Source organism: Flavobacterium sp. RSSB_23, assembly GCF_051547145.1.
Classification (GTDB): Bacteria; Bacteroidota; Bacteroidia; order Flavobacteriales; family Flavobacteriaceae; genus Flavobacterium.
In genome coordinates, this window is sequence record NZ_JBPTTO010000001.1 from 592744 (window position 1) to 614641 (window position 21898).

General features: G+C 32.2%; 23 protein-coding genes. 7 read left to right on the forward strand and 16 right to left on the reverse strand.

Translation table 11 applies throughout. The features are described from left to right. Nucleotides 1-303: 303 nt before the first annotated feature. Nucleotides 304-795, forward strand: coding sequence for a metallophosphoesterase family protein (locus tag ACSVH9_RS02725; protein WP_438062372.1), 492 nt, complete (start codon nucleotides 304-306; stop codon nucleotides 793-795). On the opposite strand, the gene ACSVH9_RS02730 is transcribed toward ACSVH9_RS02725, so the two are convergent. The 3 genes from ACSVH9_RS02730 to ACSVH9_RS02740 all read right to left on the reverse strand — a co-directional run bounded on the left by ACSVH9_RS02730 (nucleotide 796) and on the right by ACSVH9_RS02740 (nucleotide 3728). Continuing rightward, nucleotides 796-2520: an ATP-binding protein gene (locus ACSVH9_RS02730; protein WP_438062373.1), complete on the reverse strand. Its 1725-nt coding sequence runs from the start codon at nucleotides 2518-2520 to the stop codon at nucleotides 796-798. A gap of 14 nt (nucleotides 2521-2534) precedes the next feature. Continuing rightward, a complete protein-coding gene (locus ACSVH9_RS02735) occupies nucleotides 2535-3194 on the reverse strand; it encodes a response regulator transcription factor (RefSeq protein ID WP_315230602.1) in 660 nt (219 codons plus the stop codon). 120 nt (nucleotides 3195-3314) lie between these two features. Continuing rightward, nucleotides 3315-3728, reverse strand: coding sequence for a DUF4293 domain-containing protein (locus ACSVH9_RS02740; RefSeq protein ID WP_438062374.1), 414 nt, complete (start codon nucleotides 3726-3728; stop codon nucleotides 3315-3317). Nucleotides 3729-3910: 182 nt separating this feature from the next. Here ACSVH9_RS02740 and rho point away from each other — a divergent pair, with 182 nt between their 5' ends. Continuing rightward, complete coding sequence (rho, locus tag ACSVH9_RS02745) at nucleotides 3911-5758, forward strand: transcription termination factor Rho (RefSeq protein WP_438062375.1); 1848 nt, start codon at nucleotides 3911-3913, stop codon at nucleotides 5756-5758. 84 nt (nucleotides 5759-5842) lie between these two features. Here the strand turns inward: rho and ACSVH9_RS02750 are convergent, their stop codons facing one another. The 3 genes from ACSVH9_RS02750 to ACSVH9_RS02760 form a co-directional block, all read right to left on the reverse strand. Next, the gene (locus ACSVH9_RS02750; protein ID WP_438062376.1) at nucleotides 5843-7075 is read right to left on the reverse strand and encodes an RsmB/NOP family class I SAM-dependent RNA methyltransferase; all 1233 of its coding nucleotides are present in this window, start codon (nucleotides 7073-7075) and stop codon (nucleotides 5843-5845) included. Nucleotides 7076-7208: 133 nt separating this feature from the next. After that, entirely contained in the window at nucleotides 7209-9170 is a 1962-nt protein-coding gene (locus tag ACSVH9_RS02755; protein ID WP_438062377.1) for a KUP/HAK/KT family potassium transporter, read from the reverse strand. 121 nt (nucleotides 9171-9291) lie between these two features. Beyond that, nucleotides 9292-10473 carry a hypothetical protein gene (locus ACSVH9_RS02760; protein WP_438062378.1) on the reverse strand — a complete coding sequence of 394 codons (1182 nt, stop codon included), beginning with the start codon at nucleotides 10471-10473 and terminating at the stop codon, nucleotides 9292-9294. 116 nt (nucleotides 10474-10589) lie between these two features. Between ACSVH9_RS02760 and ACSVH9_RS02765 the strand changes: the two genes are divergently transcribed. Then, complete coding sequence (locus ACSVH9_RS02765) at nucleotides 10590-11651, forward strand: oxidoreductase (protein ID WP_438062379.1); 1062 nt, start codon at nucleotides 10590-10592, stop codon at nucleotides 11649-11651. Between the two features lie 55 nt (nucleotides 11652-11706). Here ACSVH9_RS02765 and ACSVH9_RS02770 read toward each other — a convergent pair whose 3' ends face one another. The 5 genes from ACSVH9_RS02770 to ACSVH9_RS02790 all read right to left on the reverse strand — a co-directional run bounded on the left by ACSVH9_RS02770 (nucleotide 11707) and on the right by ACSVH9_RS02790 (nucleotide 14657). After that, on the reverse strand, nucleotides 11707-12156 hold the full coding sequence (locus ACSVH9_RS02770; RefSeq protein WP_438062380.1) for a sensor of ECF-type sigma factor: 450 nt from the start codon (nucleotides 12154-12156) through the stop codon (nucleotides 11707-11709). 32 nt (nucleotides 12157-12188) lie between these two features. Beyond that, complete coding sequence (locus tag ACSVH9_RS02775; RefSeq protein WP_438062381.1) at nucleotides 12189-12602, reverse strand: hypothetical protein; 414 nt, start codon at nucleotides 12600-12602, stop codon at nucleotides 12189-12191. Nucleotides 12603-12634: 32 nt separating this feature from the next. Next, nucleotides 12635-13177: an RNA polymerase sigma factor gene (locus ACSVH9_RS02780; RefSeq protein ID WP_438062382.1), complete on the reverse strand. Its 543-nt coding sequence runs from the start codon at nucleotides 13175-13177 to the stop codon at nucleotides 12635-12637. Between the two features lie 65 nt (nucleotides 13178-13242). Further along, nucleotides 13243-14349: an SRPBCC family protein gene (locus tag ACSVH9_RS02785; RefSeq protein ID WP_438062383.1), complete on the reverse strand. Its 1107-nt coding sequence runs from the start codon at nucleotides 14347-14349 to the stop codon at nucleotides 13243-13245. Between the two features lie 119 nt (nucleotides 14350-14468). Beyond that, nucleotides 14469-14657, reverse strand: a complete 189-nt coding sequence (locus ACSVH9_RS02790) for a hypothetical protein (RefSeq protein WP_159683953.1) — start codon at nucleotides 14655-14657, stop codon at nucleotides 14469-14471. A 79-nt stretch (nucleotides 14658-14736) separates the two neighbouring features. On the opposite strand from ACSVH9_RS02790, the gene ACSVH9_RS02795 reads away from it, so the two are divergent. Further along, entirely contained in the window at nucleotides 14737-15138 is a 402-nt protein-coding gene (locus ACSVH9_RS02795) for a nucleoside triphosphate pyrophosphohydrolase family protein (protein WP_159683956.1), read from the forward strand. A 58-nt stretch (nucleotides 15139-15196) separates the two neighbouring features. Here the strand turns inward: ACSVH9_RS02795 and ACSVH9_RS02800 are convergent, their stop codons facing one another. Continuing rightward, nucleotides 15197-16264 (reverse strand): branched-chain amino acid aminotransferase, encoded by a 1068-nt coding sequence (locus ACSVH9_RS02800; protein WP_438062384.1) that lies wholly within the window; start codon nucleotides 16262-16264, stop codon nucleotides 15197-15199. Between the two features lie 378 nt (nucleotides 16265-16642). Here ACSVH9_RS02800 and mnmD point away from each other — a divergent pair, with 378 nt between their 5' ends. Together mnmD and ACSVH9_RS02810 are read left to right on the forward strand one after the other, a co-directional pair. Beyond that, nucleotides 16643-17311, forward strand: coding sequence for a tRNA (5-methylaminomethyl-2-thiouridine)(34)-methyltransferase MnmD (mnmD, locus tag ACSVH9_RS02805; protein ID WP_438062385.1), 669 nt, complete (start codon nucleotides 16643-16645; stop codon nucleotides 17309-17311). A gap of 131 nt (nucleotides 17312-17442) precedes the next feature. Continuing rightward, nucleotides 17443-17640, forward strand: coding sequence for a hypothetical protein (locus ACSVH9_RS02810; protein WP_159683969.1), 198 nt, complete (start codon nucleotides 17443-17445; stop codon nucleotides 17638-17640). A 33-nt stretch (nucleotides 17641-17673) separates the two neighbouring features. On the opposite strand, the gene ACSVH9_RS02815 is transcribed toward ACSVH9_RS02810, so the two are convergent. After that, nucleotides 17674-18615 (reverse strand): LysR substrate-binding domain-containing protein, encoded by a 942-nt coding sequence (locus tag ACSVH9_RS02815; RefSeq protein WP_315142162.1) that lies wholly within the window; start codon nucleotides 18613-18615, stop codon nucleotides 17674-17676. A gap of 103 nt (nucleotides 18616-18718) precedes the next feature. Here ACSVH9_RS02815 and ACSVH9_RS02820 point away from each other — a divergent pair, with 103 nt between their 5' ends. Beyond that, nucleotides 18719-19189: a Dps family protein gene (locus ACSVH9_RS02820; RefSeq protein ID WP_438062386.1), complete on the forward strand. Its 471-nt coding sequence runs from the start codon at nucleotides 18719-18721 to the stop codon at nucleotides 19187-19189. A gap of 66 nt (nucleotides 19190-19255) precedes the next feature. Here ACSVH9_RS02820 and ACSVH9_RS02825 read toward each other — a convergent pair whose 3' ends face one another. From ACSVH9_RS02825 to ACSVH9_RS02835, 3 genes are all read right to left on the reverse strand, one after another. Beyond that, entirely contained in the window at nucleotides 19256-20455 is a 1200-nt protein-coding gene (locus tag ACSVH9_RS02825) for an LETM1-related biofilm-associated protein (RefSeq protein WP_438062387.1), read from the reverse strand. A 76-nt stretch (nucleotides 20456-20531) separates the two neighbouring features. Further along, nucleotides 20532-21107 carry a YdeI/OmpD-associated family protein gene (locus tag ACSVH9_RS02830; RefSeq protein ID WP_438062388.1) on the reverse strand — a complete coding sequence of 192 codons (576 nt, stop codon included), beginning with the start codon at nucleotides 21105-21107 and terminating at the stop codon, nucleotides 20532-20534. An 11-nt stretch (nucleotides 21108-21118) separates the two neighbouring features. Then, a complete protein-coding gene (locus tag ACSVH9_RS02835; RefSeq protein WP_438062389.1) occupies nucleotides 21119-21895 on the reverse strand; it encodes a superoxide dismutase in 777 nt (258 codons plus the stop codon). Nucleotides 21896-21898: the final 3 nt, after the last annotated feature.

The window sequence follows — 21898 nt, forward strand, 5'->3', positions numbered from 1 at the left end:
GCTTGTTTTATTGGCTGCAAATTTACAATCTTTAGAGTGATTTTTATGTTTTTATATCATTTTTGTAATTGCCTGAAAAAATGCCGAATGTTTGATGCTAGCCCCGATGGGAGGGAATATCCTTTTTTCTACACCTTGCAGGTGGCTGAACCGGAAAGGTGTAGAAAAAAGATAGGAAGGACAGCGGGAATCCCTGTTTATTTTTAGCCTTTTGTTTGGCTCCAAAAAAAGAACTTCAAATTTTGGCTAGAATGAGAGAGAAGCGCTTATTTTTGCTGTTTTTTATTTTTAATCTTCCATAGTATGACCAGAATTCTTTTGCTCTCTGATACGCACAGCCACATTGATGAGGCAATTTTGAAACATGTAGCTTGGGCTGATGAAGTTTGGCATGCAGGAGATATTGGAGATTTGAGTGTGACCGATACGCTAAAAAAACACAAGCCTTTGCGAGCGGTGTATGGTAATATCGATGGGAATGAAGCTAGAATTGAATTTCCGTTACACAATCGGTTTGTGTGTGAGCAAGTTTCGGTTTGGATTACGCATATTGGCGGTTATCCTGGGAAATACAATCCTGCTGTTAGAGATGAAATGGCGATGAATCCGCCTATGTTATTTATTTGTGGGCACTCTCATATTTTGAAAGTTCAGTTTGATAAGAAGCATAATTTGTTGCACATGAATCCCGGTGCTGCTGGAAAAAGCGGTTTTCATCAGGTTCGTACACTGTTGCGATTTGTGATTGATGGCGATAAAATTAAAGACTTGGAAATTGTCGAAATGAAAAAATAATTACGCAACAGGAATAATAAGTTTGATGGTTGTTCCTTGATTTTTTTTGGATTTGATTACGAATTCTCCTTTCATGTTGTTGATTCGTGCTTTGATTCTGTTGATTCCGTAACCATCAGTGCTGTTTTTTTGAAGGTCATCAAACCCTTTTCCGTTGTCTTTTATTTTGATGGATAGTTGATTGTTTTCAAGAGTAGTTTCTAGTTTTGCCCAATTGGCTTTACTGTGTTTCAAAATATTGTTTAGTAATTCTGAGATAATGAAATAGATTTTCATTTCTAAAGCTTCGTCAAATCGGGTTTGAGTATCGATGGTATTCAAAAATTCAAATTTAATTTTTGAATTCGAGTTTTTTTCACACAAATCATCCAAAGCAAATAGTAAACCGAAACGTACCAATAGCGAAGGCATCAATTCATGTGATAAGTCTCGAACTTTATGGTGAGCATCTTCAAGGATGTACTTAGTTTTTATGATTTCATCGCATTGATTTTGACTCATTGAGCTAAAAACATTGAGGTGCATACCTGCAGAAGTCAACAAAGCACTAATGTTATCATGAAGAAATGCAGCAATTTTTTTACGCTCTGACTCTTGACCGTCTATGGTGGCATTGATGATGTTCTGTTGTACTTTGCTTTGTATTTCTTTTAATCGATTGTATTGTTTTAGTTTTTCGTTTTGGGAAAAAGCATAAAAAATTAAGAAAACCAATAGCGAAAGGGTAATGACTAAAATTACAATTTTTTTGTTGCGCGATTGTTGTTCTATCCAATAGGTTTCTTTTGATTTGTAGGAGTTCGATATTTTGTCTATTTCTCTTTTGTATTCGTCTAATTCGAGATTGATTCCCGCAACGTTAGCCTTTTTGAGCTTTTCCTCAGAATTAATCTCTTCTGTTAATTTATTGTATTGTTCTAGTAAGGAATAAGCTTTTTTATGTGCTCCATTTTTATTTAAAAACTTTGAATATTCAAGATAAGCATAGGATAGGTCTGATTTTTCTTCTTCTTCAATTCCGTATTTTACTGCATCCTCAAAAAAGGCAGTAGCTTTTTTACTGTCTTTTGTATAACTGAAATACATACCGTTCAGCATGTTCGTAATGCATTTTAAAGAAGTATCACCGTGTTTTGAAAAATTGTCATTTACAAACTGTAAATACGGGTAGCCTTCATTAAACTTTTGTACATCAAAGTAGGCCCATGCCATATTGATTTTCGTAAAAACCATTTTGGTAGTGTCTTTAATTTTTGAACTGTATTCTAATGCTTTTTTGTAATGGTAGATTCCCTTTTTTAAGTCTTTTTTATCAAAAAAATAGATATTGCCAAGATTGTTGTTTATAGAGTATTTAGAGACATTATTACTTGTTTTTTCTGCGAAAATGAGCCCTTTTTTATAATAAAACATGGCTTTTTCATATTCGAGTAACCCGTCAAAATTTCCACCTATGATGTTGTAGATTTGAGCTATCAATTCAACATCCCTAGCTAAAATAGCGTGACGCAAGGCGCTTCGAGATTGAATTAATGATTTTTCATACAATTCATTATTCATATTGTTTACGGCTTCTGTGGCAAGATGAATAAGTTCTTCTCTAGGGAGTTTTTGTTCTTGAGAAAAGCTTTGAGAAGGGGAGAAAAACAATAGTGAAAGCACTACACAGAACAGATGAAAATGTAGGCTTGAAATGAATTTTGGAGTTTTTTTATAAAAAAGCATGTAGGTTATACCAATTAAGACTTTATCAATTTATGTTTTAAAGCATATTTTACAATGCTAATAGTGTTCTTGGCTTTTATTTTTTTCATTATGTTTTTTCGATGTGTTTCCACAGTGTTGGTACTTATAAATAGCTTTTCACTAATTTCTTTTCCGCTGAATTCTAATGAAATTAGAATGATGATTTCTATTTCTCTTTCTGTTAAGTTAGAGTGGATTTCAATTGGAACCGCTTTAGTTTTTGGATTGTTTTTGGTTGCGGTATCAAAAATTTTATTTTGGACCGTTTTACAAAAGTATTCTTGCCCCATTACAATGACTTGTATAGCTTCAATGATGCTTTCACTTGCACATTGTTTAGTTAAATAGCCACTTGCTCCCAGCTTCATTACTTCTTTTACAATTTTAAGGTCGTCATAGCTAGATAAAATAATTACTTTACAAGGAAATCCTTTTTTAGAAAACTCTTTAAGTACTTGAATACCGTCTTTCTCAGGCATACTAATGTCTAAAACAAGTACATCTGCTTTGTTTTGAATGACTTCCTCATATATTGTGGTTCCATTGAGCGAGGTTCCAACTACTGAAAATCCTGGTATTGTACTTAAAAGGGTTTTAATTCCATCAATTAGTATTTGATGATCATCGGCTAAATGAATATTAATAGTCTGCATGTTGTGGTATTGATCTTTTCAAATGTATCATTTTTTATTAAAATGAAGCAATTTTTTTACAATAAAAAAACCCGATTTTAAATCGGGTTTTCTTCGCACAAATAAACTAAGTTTATAGGTTTATCTCAATCTGTCCACAGATTTTACAAGATCTTCATCCTTCTTGATGGCTTTATTAGCTAAGACTAATAACACGATAGCCAAGACAGGCACAAACATCCCAATACCTTTCTCAGAAACCAAAGGGGTTTCTCCAGATAAATTTAGCGAACGATATACAAACAATCCTAATAAAATTAAATTTAGTATCATATTCAATCTGCCCATTACAAATTGATTTTGTCTCTTTTTAAATGAAAAAATGCTAACTAATGACAGCGTAGTACTTAATCCAAAAAGTGCTACATAAACTGGATTTTGCATAAAATAGAAGTCTTTGGCATCAGCTGTAATCCATAAAGGAAATACATAAGGTACAACCAAAGTAACCAAAAAGGCCAAAAACAAATAGATAGTCTGAATTCTCTGTATCATTTTACTAATATTCTAACGCAAAAATATATTTTCTTTTTTATAAATACTATTGTATGATTGATTTTTATTCGTATTATTGCATTATAAATCCGTAAGCACTTCATACTGCGGTTGATTCAAGAAAAAAAATCCATTCTATTCTTCACACGATTTCCCAAAATAAATAATCTAATAGAACATTCATGTTTGATATTTCTGCATTAAAAGAATTGAAGCTTTCTGAGCTTCAAGAAATTGCTAAAACAGCAAAAACAATAAAGTTTAACGGTGTCAAAAAAGAAACTTTGATTGGTCTTATTTTAGAGCATCAAGCTGCAACAACTAAGGTTGTGGATACTGTTATTTCTAATGATATTGTTGATGCTGAAAAACCTAAAAGAGTTCGAATTGTTCCAAATAAAAAAGTAAAAGACGTAGATGATAAACCAACTCTTTTTCAAAATGAACAAACCATTGATAAAGTGGAATCGGCTAATCCTAAAACGTTAGAAACTAATAGTGCAACGCAATTAGTTGAAGCAAAAGATATTGAGAACAATGATGGTAGTAAGAAGGCTGATAAGGTAGTTAAGTTTAACAAATCAGCTTATGAAAAAAAACTTGCTCTAAAGAAAGAAAAAGGAAATGCAAAAAAAGCAGAGGTAGTTACTGAAGAAGGTGTTGTTGCAGAGACTGTTGCTGCAGAGGGAGTTTTAGAAGAGAAAATTTCGGAGGAGAAAACCAAGGATGTTAACGAACCCTTAGCTCCTGCAAAAAAAATAAACCCAAATCAGTTAAAAAAACAAAACGGGAATCCAAATCAGAATTCTAATCAGAATTCTAATCAGAATCCTAATCAAAATCAGAATGGGAATTCGAATGGGAACCCAAATTTTAAAAACAAAAAAAACAATTTCAAAGATGCCGATTTTGAATTTGACGGTATAATTGAAAGTGAAGGTGTATTAGAAATGATGCCAGACGGTTATGGCTTCCTTCGTTCATCTGATTATAATTATTTGGCTTCACCGGACGATATTTATTTATCTATTTCTCAAATCCGTTTATTTGGTTTAAAAACAGGTGATACAGTAAAAGGAGTTGTTCGACCTCCAAAAGAAGGTGAAAAATATTTCCCACTAGTTCGTGTTCTCAAAATTAATGGTCACGACCCACAGGTAGTTAGAGATAGAGTTTCATTTGAACATTTAACTCCAGTGTTTCCTTCAGAAAAGTTTAAGTTAGCCGAAAAACAAAGTACGATTTCTACTCGAATTATCGATTTGTTTTCCCCAATTGGTAAAGGTCAGCGTGGAATGATTGTTGCTCAGCCGAAAACGGGTAAAACGATGTTGTTGAAGGATATCGCGAATGCTATTGCTGCTAATCATCCTGAAGTATATTTGATTGTTCTACTTATTGATGAACGTCCAGAAGAGGTTACAGACATGCAACGCAGTGTAAGAGGTGAAGTAATTGCTTCTACCTTTGATAGAGAACCACAAGAACACGTTAAAATTGCAAATATTGTATTAGAAAAGGCCAAGAGATTGGTTGAGTGTGGTCATGATGTGGTTGTATTATTAGATTCAATTACTCGTTTAGCAAGAGCCTATAATACCGTTCAACCAGCGTCTGGTAAAGTGTTAAGTGGTGGTGTAGATGCGAATGCATTACAAAAACCAAAACGCTTTTTTGGAGCGGCAAGAAATGTTGAAAATGGAGGTTCATTAAGTATTATTGCAACGGCATTAACTGAAACCGGTTCTAAAATGGACGAAGTTATCTTTGAAGAGTTCAAAGGAACTGGAAATATGGAGTTACAATTGGATAGGAAAATTGCAAATAAACGTATTTTCCCAGCTATAGATTTGACCTCTTCAAGTACTAGACGTGATGACTTACTTTTAGACCAAAATACTTTACACAGGATGTGGATTATGAGAAAATACTTGTCCGATATGAATCCAATTGAAGCAATGGATTTTATCAATGATAGATTTAAGAAAACTCGTAATAATGAAGAGTTTTTGATTTCGATGAATGATTAAAAATACTGTATTAGCTATTTTCTTCTATATTAAAACAAAAAAAAATCCTCATAAGAGGATTTTTTTTTGTTTTAATGCATTGAGTTATTTTTTTAACTCAGTATTTTCTTTACGCTCTAATAAAGCCATATAAAATCCATCAAATCCAGATTCTGAAGCTAATATTTTGTGGTCTTTTATGAATGTGAATTCTTTTCCAATGTCTGTTCCTAAAAAACGTTTCACCTGTTCTTGGTTTTCAGAAGGAAGTATTGAGCAGGTAGCATATACTAATTTACCTCCAGGTTTTACAATTTTGGAATAACTTTCCAAAACCTCCGACTGTACTTTTCGGATATTATCGATAAACTCTGGTTGTAATTTCCATTTCGAGTCAGGGTTTCTTTTTAAAACACCTAAACCACTACAAGGAGCGTCAATAAGCACTCTATCGGCTCTTTGATGCAATTTTTTAATGACTTTTGTAGAATCAATAATGCGGTATTCAATATTAAATGCACCGTCTCTTTTGGCTCTTAGTTTTAATTGTTTGAGTTTGCTTTCGTACAAATCCATTGCAATTAATTGTCCTTTATTTTCCATTAGCGCTGCAATATGCAATGTTTTTCCACCAGCACCAGCACAAGTGTCAACCACTCTCATTCCTGGTTTTACATCAAGGAAAGAAGCCACTAATTGTGAATTTGCATCTTGAACTTCAAAAAGACCTTGTTTGAAAGCATCAGTTAAAAATACATTTGCTCGCTCTCTCAAAACTAATGCATCTGGTTGGTCTTTTAGAGTATCTGTCTCAATATTCAAATCCATTAAAATAGCTCTAAGTTTTTCTTTAGTTGTTTTTAGTGTATTTACTCTAAGTACAACTTTAGCTGGCTGATTTTGAGCAGCAATTTCTTTTGCCCAAACTGTTTCTCCTAGTTCTTTAACTCCAACTTCATCCATCCAATCCGGAATCGATTCTTTGAAGGTTCTGATTTTAGAAAGTTCGTCAAAACGTCCTTTAATTTTACGTTCTGGAGTGCCTTCTAATTGTCTCCAATCAGGAATTGGATATCCTCTCAAAACGGCCCAAACCGCAAAAATTCTCCAAAGATTATCTCTGTCAAACGGTTCTTTAACTTCTGCGATTTCAGCATATAGTCGTTTCCATCGTACAATTTCGTAGATGGTTTCGGCAACAAATTTTCTGTCGGAACTTCCCCAACGTTTGTCTTTTTTTAACGAACGGGCTACTACTTTATCGGCATATTCTCCCTCGTTGAATATGGCGTTTAAGGCATCTATAGTAGTATAAACTAAATTTCTGTGTAATCTCATTTTTAATATTTGAACTGCAAAGGTACTATTTATTGATTGATTGTTAAATTTTTAGTCAGGATTGTTGTTTTTAAATTTTTTACATAAAAAAAGCACTGTATAAAACAGTGCTTTAAATTTGTTTATCGAATGATTATTTTACTCTGGTAAGACCAAGGTTTTCTGGTGCGTGAAGTACCATTGGGAATTTTTCGATTTTAACAGAACTACTATCCAATCCAAAAGCACTTTCTTCTGATAAGCTTAGTTTTTTGATTAAGAAATAGGAGTTCATTATGATTTTTTCATGCCATAATAAATCTGAATCATTAGATAAGAATTTTTCAGAAAGAACGAATTTAAAGTCTCCAACAATATTGTTTTTGTTTAATGATTCGTACCTACTTGTAACGTCTACTTCTCCTTTTTTAACCATATCTACAATTACCTCTCGGAACATTAGATTGATTTTTGTAGGTTCTCTAAAGCCAAGATTAAAATCGATTCTATAAATGTCGTCTTTAACAATTTCAGTTACCTTGTATTCTTTTTTGTAAGGTTCGTTGAGTACATTTACATGCACAAACCAATATATATCGGCTCTTTTTGGTCTTTTTTGTAAAATTGAATAGGTTACTTTTTCTTCAATTTCGTCTACTCTTCCTGCATTAGTCATGTAAACTAAATGCGTTGCGTATTTTGGTATTGTTAAATCACGACTTAGCTCAACAAGTACTTTCTTAAAGTCTTCAATCTTAACAATTTTGGTATAGTTTTTATTGATTTTCTTAGCAAGATACCAAATGGTCATTACGGATATCAATAGAATAGCAATGAATAAAGTTACATAACCTCCTTCAGCAAACTTAGTGATGTTAGCGGCTAAAAAACTAAACTCTATTAACAAATAAATGGTAATCAATGGCATAAAGAAATACCATTTTACACGCTTCATAATTAAGTAATAATTAAGTAAAATGGTAGTCATAATCATGCATAGAATAATGGCTAAACCATAAGCATGTTCCATATTACTAGATTCTTCAAAATGTAATACAATTCCGATACAACCTGCTAGTAAAAGCCAATTTATAGATGGGATATAAAGTTGTCCTTTTAATTCAGTAGGGTACTTAATTCTAACTTTAGGCCAGAAATTCAATCGCATTGCCTCATTAATAAGAGTAAATGACCCACTAATTAAAGCTTGTGATGCAATTACTGCTGCTAATGTAGCTACAACAATACCAAAAGGCTGGAACCAGTTTGGCATAATTAAATAAAAAGGATTTCCATTGTCACCTCCTAAACTTTGTAGTGTTTGACCGCCGTGTTGGATAAGATAAGCAGCTTGTCCAAAATAGTTCAAGACCAAAGCTGTTTTAACAAAAATCCAACTGATTCTAATGTTCTTTCTTCCACAATGCCCCATATCTGAGTATAATGCCTCAGCACCAGTTGTACATAAAAATACAAATCCTAGTACAAAGAAACCATCAGGATGAATTGACAGTAAATGATAAGCATAATAAGGATTTATGGCTTTAAAAACTTCTGGATGGAAACTAATTTGAATCGCACCTAAAACGGCTAACATTAAAAACCAGATTGTCATCATTGGTGCGAAAAATTTACCAACTAATTTAGTTCCGAATTGTTGAATGGTAAATAAAATGACCAAAATTGCTATTACTATTGGTACTGTATTTATTTCAGGATTGAATGTTTTTATTCCTTCAACAGCAGATGAAACAGAGATTGGCGGTGTGATTATACCATCAGCCAAGAGTGCACTTCCACCAATTATTGCCGGGACAATCAACCATTGTATTTTGGTTTTTTTTACTAATGCATAAAGTGCAAAAATTCCTCCTTCACCGTGATTGTCAGCGCTTAGAGTAATAAGAACATATTTTAAAGTTGTCTGTAGAGTCAGTGTCCAAAAAACACACGATACACCTCCTAATACTACATCTGGGTCGATGATGTGTTCGCCAAGTATGGCTTTCATAACGTATAAAGGTGATGTCCCAATATCACCATAAATAATTCCTAAAGAAATCAATAAACCACCTAAAGTTAATTTACTATGTAGGTCTTTGTGCGATGCGCTCATGGATAATTTTTAAAAAACTGCTTCAAATTTACATTTTTTAAATAAAATAAAGGATTTAATTACAATAAATAATAAAAAAACACGACCAGATAGTCGTGTCTTTTTTGTTTTGAGATTTTAGTTAAATACTTCTATTTGTTACTCTGTTTCCTCTACTTTCATTTGATGAGTTTTCTCTTCTTGAGTTATTATTGTTGGATTCAGACCTTCTATTCTCATAAGAACTAGATGTTTTTTGTTCTGTTCTTTGAGGTTTGTTTTCTCTAGTTTTTAAAACATTAGAATTATCATATTGCTGTTCTCTTGAAGTAGCATCATTATTTCTGTTGGTTCGATTATAGTTCGTATAATTTCTTGAAGATTCTACTCTAGTTGGTGGAGTAACTCTTGAGTTATTATTGTTATAATCTATATCGCTTCGTTGGTTACTATATTGTTGAGAATTACTTCTGTTTTCAGCATATCTTCTTGAGGGTTCAACTCTTGCCTCGCTATAATTTCTGTTTGTGTTGGATTCATAACGAGTCACATTGCGATTTGAAGTGTAATCCTCTCTGTTTCCTCTTCTTCTGTCTAGTTCATAACGATTTGTAACTTCTGCATTTCTTCTTGAAAAAGAGTAGTTTGGATAATTTCTTTCATATGCATTATGACGTCTAGATGCATAAATATGTTGTGCTCTATAACTACTTCTGTAAGAAACATATCGATAGGAATTATGTACGTTTATACAATGGTTGATGTTGCTTCTGTATCTATACACCGGATATGGATTCCAAGCATAATAGTACGATGGGTAATAGTTCCAATTCCAGCTTGAATAATATGGTCGATAATTTCCTATCCAAAAGGAAGCGTAAATTGCAGGTGTTCTGTAATAAACGGGTTCGTAAATATAGTTTGGACCATACATAAACACATCTCCAACCACTTGAATACTTACATTGTTATAGCGATCTTTTTCTACATCAATGGTTGCTACATCTTGAAATAAATCTCTTCCAAGTACGGCTTGAATAACAATTACGTGTGTTCTGTTTTCAACAGATTCAATAACTCTTAAATAATCAACTTGGTTGTCATAATTAAGGTCTAAGTTTGAAAGTTGAAGTCTTGGGTCATTTAATCTTCTTTCAAAGTCTTGTAAGTTTGACGACTCACCAAAAACAGATGCTACCGCTTTTAAGTCTAAATTATCGCTAATTTCTCCGTTTTTAGCATAGATAGTTGTTCTGTCTTGTGCTGTTGAACATCCTGTTACAAGAGTTGTAACTATTGCAAATAAAAGTAATTTAGTTTTCATAGCATTTGGTTTTAAGGTTCTGTAATCAATTATTCAATTACTGTGCCAATAAATGTTTTTTTTAATTATCAATATTTAAATATAATTGTATTTTAGCCTATATAAAACGTATTGTAATGATTAAAAATATAGTAATTCTTCTGTTTTTTAGTGTGTTAAGCTTCAATTGTTGTAATGCTCAAAAAAGCAAAAATAAAAGCAGTTTTTTTCAAAAAATTGAGATTGATACTTTGTTTAAAGATGAGATTAGTATCCGTTCATTAAATATTGAAGGCAGTAAAGTATGGTTTGTAGCCAATAATAATCGATATGGTTTTTTTGATTTAAAGAAAAGAGAGAAGGTTATACATAAAGTAGAGAAGGATAATTTAAAATTTGAATTTAGAAGCAGCGCAATTACTGCCAAACATTTTTTTGCTTTAACAATTGCGAGTCCAGCTTTATTGTTTAGGGTTAATAAAGAAAACATGAGTACTGAGTTGGTTTATGAGAATTCTAATGAAAAAATATTTTTTGATAGTTTGCAATTCTGGAATTCAAAGGAAGGAATAGCTTTAGGAGACCCTATTGATAACTATTTTAGCATTATTATCACTAGAGATGGAGGGCAAACATGGCAACCATTACCAAATACTGTTTTTCATAAAAATTTTGATGATGAAGGTGCATTTGCTGCAAGTAATACCAATATCATTATTAAAGGAAATCATACTTGGATAGTTTCTGGAGGGAAAAAAGCAAGGATTTTTTACTCTCCCGATAAAGGAAAGTCTTGGACGGTAAACGATACACCAATAGTACAAGGGCAACAAATGACGGGTATTTTTACTGCTGCATTTTATAATGAATCGATTGGTTGTATAGCAGGAGGGAATTATGAATTGCCAAATCAGAATTTGGGTAATAAAGCAATCACAAGGGATGGAGGTAAAACTTGGCAATTATTAGCCGAAAATAGTGGCCCAGGCTATATTTCATGCATACAATTTGTTCCCAAAAGTAAAGGAAATGGAATAGTGACAGTTGGTGCAACTGGCATTCATTATTCAGGTGATGGGGGCACAACTTGGAAGCAAATGAGTACAGATTCTTCATTATTTACCCTGCGTTTTATAGACGCTTCAACTGCAATAGCAGCTGGGAAGAACAAAATGATTCGAATTTCACTAAAAAAATAAAACCTCATAAATTCAAAAATGAAATTATGAGGCTAAAACTAAATGAAACTATTAATTAGTTTTTGTTGCGGTATTGTTGAAGTAGCTTTCTATCAAAATCTACTTCTGATTTTCTTAGTTTTAGGATTTTTGTTGGAGGTAATATATTTCTTAAGGCAGAATTGAATTTTTTTCTAATTACATATTGCTCTTCATCTGTACTCTCAATCTGATTTAGAAAAGCCAAAGCCTCTCTGTCACTCATATTATCAAGTGAACCGTCATTAAGTTTTCTGGCATACGTTTTCATTTTTTGATGCCTTAATTCAAATTGTTTGTCATCATAGGCATTGTAAACTGGCCAAAATTTTTCAGCTTCATCTGATGTTAGATTAAGTTCACTAGTTAAAAAGGCCACTTTCATAGCTTTTATTTGGTCTCTCTTTTCTTTTAGTCTTTCATTTTGACCATAAGTTATTACAGAGAGTAATAAAAACAGGTACGGGAAAAGTTTCTTAATTGTCATGAGTTTTATATTGTTTTGTTCAAAAGTTGCTATTATTCGAGAATAAGTTGTTCTAAATTTCCTTCTTTTAGTAAATGTTCTTCAATAATTGTATTATCTGCAGGCGAAGATTCGTTCAATGTAAGCAAATCTTCATCCTCTAATTCGCTTATCAAATCATATTGCGTTATGTTAGGTTGATAGGTCAAGTAATTTTCTATACTTGTGTTGTCAAGTTCATTATTTGAGCTAATCAAGGCATTATATATTGGTATACTTAGTGCCAAAATTAAAACTGCAGCAACTGCAAAAAGTAGTTTCTTTTTCTTTTGATAAATAGAAATTACTTTAGGTTCATTTTTAGGCAATTCCTGAAGTAGTTTTGCTGAAAAATTTTCAAAATAATTTTCAGGCACACTAAAACCAGTGCTTATTTTTGGATTGTTATCTAATTTAAATTCTTTCATACTTGTTTATGACTTTAACTGTGTCTAAAGGTTTAATTTTCGGTTACAAAAGCTTCAATTTTTTTTGTTGCATGATGATATGAAGCCTTTAGTCCTCCAACCGAAGTTCCTAATATTTCTGATATTTCTTCGTATTTTAATTCCTCAAAATATTTCATTTTGAAAATTAATTGTTGCTTTTCTGGCAAACGTGCTATTGCTTTATGCAATTTTAATTGAATTTCATCACCTTCAAAATACACATCAGATTGAAGGTTTTGAATCGTTTTTTCTTGTAATTCTTGAGAAGATAGATTGTTTTTTTTTGCTTTTTGACTTAAAAAAGTCAAAGCCTCATTGGTGGCTATTCGATACATCCATGAAAAAAGTTTGCTATCTCCTTTAAAATCTTTTAAATAACGGAAAACTTTAATAAATGTATTTTGCAAAACATCATCCGTATCATCATGATTTAAAACGATGTTTCGGATATGATGATACAGTGGCTTTTGGTATTCCTTCAATAATTGCTCGAACGCTTTATTTTGCGTTTTCGGGTCTAATAATTGCTGGATAAATGCTTGTTCTTCTTGCAAGTTTTACACTTTTTTAGGGTTAGAATAGCATTCTTTAAAAAGGTTTAATCTAAATGATTTATTTTTTAAAATTCTGATGGAATTTCTTCTTCAGTAGGAGTTTCGATTATTTTTTTCCTTGGTTCTGTTGTTTTAGCAACAGGAGTGGGGATTACTTTTGGTTGTAGAGGTGCATAAATGTAGGTAACCCATTTTGAGGGCTGGCTTGACTCCTTTTTGCCAATCGAATAGACTTCAATATGTGAAAATTTAGTATCTCTAGGAATCACTTTATTATTAAAGTAAGCATTAGTTTGTTCTAGAGCTTTTGATAAATGTGAATAGTCACCTTTTAATGTTGTTTTTATTGCTGGGAAAGAGGATAATTTTCCAGGAACTATATTTTTATCTGAAGTCGAGATAATTTCGCTTTTTACAGGAATACAGAAAGTTAGTTTTGCAATTTCTTTAGTAGCGTCGTAATTGTGATAAATTATGAATGGTTTGCCGTAAACTTCAATTCCATTCTTATCGCAATATTCGTTTATTTTTGAAAAAACAATTCTACTGTTTTTGTTGATGTTGCTTACTTTACTGCTAAAGGATTGACTCAAATAAAAAGTAGCTGTTTTTCTCACTTCACCTATTACTTTTACATTGTAGGTGTTTGTTTCGTAATCTAAAACTTTATCTAGATTTTTTAAGCTTTTTTCATATACTGAACCTATATTTCGTTCAACACCACCCTTTAAGGTAGCATACATTTTTAGTTCGAAACTTAAATTCCCTTTAGTTTTCCATGTTACTTTAGTACCTCCAACAGTATCTTTGAAATACCAAAAAACTTCAGATTCAGTTCCGTTATTGTTTAATTTTTGAGTGATACTTTCGTTGTTTTTTACACTTGTTGTTTGAATATCTCCAGCGCCATCTGCACCTGACCAAGAACAAGAGCCTCCTTTTCCTGATGTAATAGCTGGGAAAATCATTTTTAAATTTTCATCATCAAGCATCCATGAATTAAAATTAGGCCAATTTTGATAGTCATTTACATAGTTAAATACTGCTGCTTTTGGCGCATTGATAATTTTACTTCGTTCTAATTGAAATTCTCCTTTTTGCGTAGCTACGAAAATAGTTGTAGCGACAAGACTTAACAATAGTAAAAGAAAAAGATATTTTAGGATTTGCATGAGATTTTGGATATATACTTTCGTAAAGTTAGAAATTTTATTCAAAAAGTAGGAGTACTTTTTAGAATTGATTCCTACTTTATAACAATAAGTTTGGTAATGTAGAAAGAATAGTGGTTTTAATGCTTAAGATAAATTTTTATAAGGAACAAAAGTCCAATAAAAAGAAGGAATCCTAATAGAATTTTATAATTTCCTTTGTAAAACATTCGGTGTAAATTGGCATCTTTTCGATAAGCAATAATCATTGCAAATATAAAGGCGATGGCGAAACAAGCGCCGAAAATTAATTGTCCTTGACTAAACATAGTGGTAAATTTTTCTACAAATTTAAGTAATTGAATAGGAATTATTGCTAATTTGCTCCTTCAATTAACTTATCTAATTATGCAAAAACAAATAGAAGCGGTAAAGGAATTTCATACAGCTTTTGCCATTGGGCATAAAGAACAACCACATGCTGATTTGGGAGAATCAAAGAATTTACTTCGATTTAATTTAATGAAAGAGGAAAATGAAGAATATCTTGAAGCAGCCAATAACAATGATATTGTTGAAATTGCTGATGCTCTTGGAGATATGATGTATATTTTATGTGGAACCATTATTGAACATGGTTTGCAAAATCATATTGAAGCTGTTTTTGACGAAATTCAGCGAAGTAATATGAGTAAATTGGGTGAAGACGGAAAACCAATCTATAGAGAAGATGGAAAAGTCATGAAAGGACCAAATTATTTCAAACCTGATTTTTCTAAAATTCTAAAAATTGTAGAAGATTCTATGTAATAAACAAAAGGCGATTTTCAAATTGAAAATCGCCTTTTGTTATTTAAGTGCAGTAGTATTAAATTTTTACTGTCCAACCAAATGGGTCAGTTTCTAATTTGTGCTGCATATTAGTAAGTTTACTTTTTAACTTTTCAGCGTATGAATTTTCAATTTTAGGTAATTCATAATATTCCTCTTTATAAGAATACCCAACAATTGGATTTACAACTGCGGCTGTACCAGCACCAAAAATTTCTTTTAGGGTTCCGTTTTTAGAAGCTTCTACTAACTCGCTAACCAAAACTGGGCGAACTTCTACATTTATCCCTTCTTTTTGCGCTAACTCAATTAAACTTTTTCTTGTGATTCCATCCAAAATTCTTTCACTTACAGGAGCAGTTAATAGCGTGTCATTTATTCTAAAAAACACATTCATTGTACCTGCTTCTTCTAATTTTGTATGTGTAGCATCATCTGTCCAGATTACTTGTTGGAATCCTTCTTTGTTTGCTAATGTTGTTGGGTAAAATTGTGCAGCATAATTTCCTGCAGCTTTAGCAGCTCCAATACCACCGTTTGCAGCTCTACTATAATGCTCAGCAATTAAAACTTTTACTTCTCCTGAATAGTAAGCTTTTGCTGGAGAAAGAATAATCATGAATTTATATTCACTTGATGGGTTAGCTACAACACCTTCACCAGTTGCAATCATAAAAGGACGAATGTACATTGTATTTCCTAATCCTTTTTTAACCCATGCTTCGTCAATTTTCAAAAGTTCGTTAAGACCATTCATAAAAACTTCTTCAGGAACTTCTGGCATTGCCATTCTTACTGCCGATGCATTAAATCTTTTATAATTTTCATCTGGTCTAAAAAGCCATAAATCGTTGTTATCATCTTTATATGCTTTCATACCTTCAAAAATGGCTTGTCCGTAATGAAAAACTTTTGCTGAAGGGTCTAGTAGAAAAGGTTGGTAAGGCTTAATGACTGGTTGTTGCCAAGCGCCATTTTTAAAATCACATTCAAATAAATGGTCCGTAAAAACGGCTCCAAAACTTAAGTTATCAAAATCTACTTCGTTTATTTTTGAAGTAGCAGCTTTTGTTATGTTAATTGTAGTTGTTTGAGAAGTACTCATGATTATGTATTAATAGTTTTTAGTTTCAATAATTAAATCAAAAAAATAGATTTTTCTCTTTTGATTTTATTTTTTTACAAAATTAAGTAAAAAAGGCTAAAAACGATGCGAAAATTGTATGATGTATTTCATTTAATTGCGATTTATGTATTTTTTAAAAATCGGAATTATTTACTGTGATTTTATATGAAATATATAATAAATACTTGCGTTTTTGTCCGTTAAAGAACCTAACTATTGCTAAATTTTGTTTTAAAGTGAAATTACAAATTCACAAATAAACATCAATTTGTTTTGAAATCGTCATTCGTGCTATCTTTACGGTGTTCAATACCAAAAGAACAACCAAAAATCTATTCAAAATCAATTCTTAAAAGTATGAAAAGAAGAATCATTCAGACTTCAGATGGCTCAACCACTATTCAAATTGAAGATTGGGACGAATGTTATCATTCTAAACACGGAGCAATTCAAGAAGCTAAACACGTTTTTATTAAAAATGGTTTGGCTTTGTTTCCGTCTCAAAATATTTCCATTCTAGAAATTGGTTTTGGTACAGGTCTTAATGCTTTTATAACTTTTTTGGAAGCCAAAAAGCTGCATCAGAAGATACAGTATGTCGGAGCAGAAGCATATCCAGTATCTGTAGCTGAACTTCAAGGAATGAATTATGTAAAAGAACTCGAGGCTTTGGAGTACGAATCCGTTTTTGAAAAAATGCATCGTGATGATTGGGAACAGTCCATTGTAATAGATGAAGATTTTTGTTTAACAAAAAGACAACAATTTTTTGAAGCTATTGATGATGTTGAACAGTATGATTTGATTTATTTTGATGCTTTTGGCTATAGAGTTCAGCCTGATTTGTGGAGTACAGCAATTTTTCAAAAAATGCATACAGCGCTCAAAAACAATGGGGTACTGGTTACTTATGCTGCTAGAGGAGTAGTAAAAAGGAGTATGATTGAGGTAGGTTTTAAAGTAGAAAAATTAGCTGGCCCTCCTGGTAAGAGAGAAATGTTTCGTGCAACCAAGCTCGTCCCTTGAAAACACTACGAAAACGTTTTTGGCTATGAAAAATCAGTATAAAAAAAGGATAAATCTTAGTTAATTATGTAAAAGCTAAAAAGAAAAAGATTAAATTTACTGCAAGATAACCCCAAAAATCTTATTTAATTATGTCGAAAATAATGTTTGATTACACTAAATCAGTGTTAGAAAGAGTAAGTTTTGACCCCATCCTTTTTTGTAAAGAATTAGAAAAAGCCATACGAACTTTATTACCGTATGAGTTGGAACAACTTAAAGAATGGTTATTTGATTTTACTTATGAAAAGCCAGAATTAAAACAATGTCTTGTTATAGTAAATAGATAAAAAAAAGGAACCAATTGGTTCCTTTTTTTATGCTTATTTTTTCTGGATTGGACTTATAATTTCTACATTCTGAAAAACAATTGCTCCTTTTATGACTCCAGCAATTGTGTTTCGTAGGGCATCTATTATCTGGATTTTTAGCTCATTTTTTGGATAAATTAAACTAATCTCTCTTGCTGGTTTTGGTTCAACAAAATGTCTCAGTTTTAGTTTGTCACTTTCTTTTAAATCCAAGGTATGAAGATAAGGGAGCAAAGTAGTTCCAAGACCTTCATCTGCCAATTTGATTAATGTTTCGAAACTACCACTTTCAATAGTAAAATGATTTACTTCGTTTGAATTGCTGTTTTTGCACAAATTCAAAATCCCATCTCTAAAGCAATGTCCGTCTTGTAGCAGCAAGATTTCGTCCAAATTCAAGTCGCTAACTTCGATTTCTTTTTTCGAAAAATGTTGATGCCCTTCTGGAATATAAGCCACGAAAGGTTCATAATACAAAGGAATTTCTTTTATTTTTTCTTCCAAAAGTGGTGTAGCTGCAATCGCTGCGTCTAAATGACCATTGTTTAGTTTAGAAATGATATCTGCCGTGTTTAACTCTTCAATAATCAAACGAATTTTTGGGTACTTTTTGATGAAATTTTTCAAAAACATCGGCAATAAAGTAGGCATTATCGTTGGAATGATTCCCAAGCGGAATTCCCCGCCAATGAATCCTTTTTGTTGTTCTACGATATCTTGAATTCGGTCGGCTTCGTTTACAATGTTTTTAGCTTGTGTAACTATTTTTTGACCAATATCGGTAAGTTGAATGGGTTTTTTGGTTCTGTCAAATATTTGAATGTTTAATTCTTCTTCTATTTTTTGAATTTGCATACTCAATGTAGGTTGAGTAACAAAGCATTTTTCAGCTGCAAGGGTGAAATTTTTATGTTCCGCAACGGCAAGAACATATTTGAGTTGAGTGATTGTCATTGATAGTAATATTTGATGTAAATATAAAAACAATCAATTTAACTGATACCGCTTTCATCTTAAAATATAGGTAATTTTGCAACATATTTAAAAATGAATTGTTATGAAACTAAATACTATTGGTTTACCAATACAAGAGACAGAAAAAATTGTAATAGAGTTGAATGTTTTGTTATCTAATTTTCAAGTGTATTACCAAAGTTTAAGAGGAATGCATTGGAATATTAGAGGAAAACGTTTTTTTGACTTGCATCTTAAATTTGAAGAATTGTACAATGATTCTCAACTGAAGATTGATTTAATTGCTGAGCGTGTTCTTACGCTTGGGGGAACACCATTGCATACTTTTGATGACTATATAAAGCACAACCAATTAGAAGTGGGTAAAGATATTTCTAATGATGAAAAAGCAATTCAACTAATTGTGGATTCTTTGGCAAGTTTGTTAACGATTGAAAGAAAAATTTTAGAAAATGCTTCGGCTATTAATGACGAAGGAACGAGTTCGATGATGAGTGATTTTATTGTAGAACAAGAAAAAACGATATGGATGATGCAGGCTTGGTTGGCGTAATCATTCTAAATTTTAGTTTAAAAAAAACAGAAGCTTTTGTACTTCTGTTTTTTTTATGTCTAATTATTAATCTTCCTCTAAATTTTCATTGAACGAAGAAGGTAATAAAGTTGGTATAAACTTAATTAAAATTGGAAGCAATAAACTTCCTCCAGGTAATAAAAATATAGTAAGCGAAGGTATCGTCTTGCAGATATCCAAAATTTGCTTTCTGATTTTTTTCTTTTCTTTTTCATCAAGGTCACGGTGGGTTGAATGGGCTAAGAGTACCATTAATTCTTTGCTCTCCAAAATTTCTTTGACCAATCTGTTTTTATTTCGGGTTACCAAAGTTACCACACTTTCGGTAGTTTGGTCGTAAAAATGCTTAACAGGATTGGAATAATTGAAATAAGGGATTTCACTTTTGTATTTTGTGATGAAATCGTTGGTGTGATGAATTGATGCCACGACAAATTCATCGGACTCGTTGAGAATAGTGCCTAAAGTATGTAAAAAATATGCCTCTTCTTTTTCTATTACGCCATCACTCCAAAGCGCCATACCCGTAATATCAATTAGGTATTTTTTTTCTAAATCAAGAGTAAAATAATCGAGTTCTAGCGATTCTAAAGATAGAGAAGCTTTTTTTGAAAATTTAGTATAACGAATCGAAGCTTCAAAAAGTTTGATTAATAAATCGTCATATTGTGTTTTGTTGCTTTTTATCTTTAATGCCAAAGCTACAATGTTGACAACGGTTTCTTCAATACGTTTTAAGTATTTTTCAGGGATTTCTCCATGTTTTAGGTATTGGCAAAACGCCAAAACATCAATAAATAAAAGCGCATTGGTGACTAAATGTGAAAAGTTTTTATTGATGATGCCATCGTTGGTTTGCACTCTTTCGTCAATAAATTTTTCCAAAGTTAAAGACCTACTGTTCTTGGGTAATATTTTTTTGAGTAGGCTAAAACCCTGTGGATTCATTTGGTTGTAGAATTCCAATGCTTTGGCTACAAATATTTCTGGTGCTTTGTCAGATTCTGATAAGCAATAAGCACCATAAAGTGTATTTAGTAAAGCAACTTTGGAGATTTCTTCTTTAAACCATCTTTTGGAATCAATTGGATTTATCGTATTGAACGAAATTATGTGACCATAAATAAATCCTGTATCCCTTGTTTTCAGATAAAAAGAAGTACTGTTTTCTAAAGAAAGTTCTTCAGAAAAAGGTTGTTCTGTGAAAAATTTGTCTATCCAACCAGGAGCAGATGGGTTAATCATTGTTATTTTTTGAAGTTGCAAAGCTATGTTTTTTTACAACGACAATGGTTAGTAAAAGTTAAACTTTAGTTTAAAATTAATAGGAGCCTCTTGATTTGCAATTTTGTTCGCAAAGAAGAATGATTTCTTTGATTCTTTTGTCTCTAGTTTCAATTCTTTTGGCTTGATTTAGCCAGTATAAATAACTTTTTCTATACGAGGGGCTAAACGATTGGTAGTTGCTCCAAGCTTTTGGATTATCGTCAAATGCTAGTTGTAAATCTTCTGGTATAATATGGTTTTCTACTTCGTCAAGGGAGTTCCAAGAGCCATTTTGCTTTGCGATTTCGATTTTTCGTAAACCACTTTCATGCATTGCATTTTCTTGAATCAGCTTTTCGATATAGGTTTTGTTTAATTTACTCCAAACACTTTTGTCTTTTCTTGGGGTAAAGAGTTGTCTGCGTTGATGTTCGTCAATTTTCTTTACGGTCGAATCAATCCATCCATAGCATATAGCAACTTGAACGGCTTCTTCCCAGCGCATGCTTTCATAATCGCTACTTACTTTATAAAATAAGAGATAAATGCCTTTTGACGAATGATGATTTTCATGAAGCCATGTTCGCCATTCGTCAGCATTTTTAAAATATAAATGTTCCTTTTCTTCCAAATGTTTTAGGTTTAAGAGATGAAGAGTGCTTCAGCCGCTTCCCAGTTTACAACATTCCAAAAAGAAGCAATATAGTCAGCTCTTCGATTTTGATTTTTTAAATAATAGGCATGTTCCCATACATCTAGTGCCAAAACCGGTTTTCCTTTAGCAACAATCGTAGGTAAATTCATTAATGGATTGTCTTGATTTGGAGTAGAAGTGATGGTTAACTTTCCGTTGCTAACAACTAACCATGCCCAACCAGAACCAAAGCGTTTTGCGGCTGCATCTGCAAATTGTTTTTTGAAAGCATCAAATGAGCCAAATGTTGCGTTTATGGCTTCCCCGAGTTTTCCTTTTGGCTCACCACCACCGTTGGGTTTCATTAAGTTCCAAAATAAACTATGGTTGTAATGACCTCCACCATTATTGCGAATAGCTTCTGGGAAAAGACTCATATTTTCGAAAATAGAAGAGAGATTTTTTGCTTTATCAACTATTCCTTTGTCCAAAGTTTCAATCGCTTTGTTAAGATTCGTAACATACGCCTGATGGTGTTTTGAATGATGGATTTCCATAGTCAGTTTGTCTATGTGAGGTTCTAAAGCATCATAAGAGTAGGGTAATTTGGGTAAGCTGTAAGTTGCTTCTTGAGCATTTAATAAGTTGTCATGAAAAAAAGATGGTACTGAAACACTCTTATTTGCTGCCAAAGTTGAATTAATAATGGAAGTACCCATGAAAATTCCTGTTGAAAGAAGAGCTGTTTTTTTGATGAAATCTCTTCTGCTGCTGTTGTTTTCCATTTT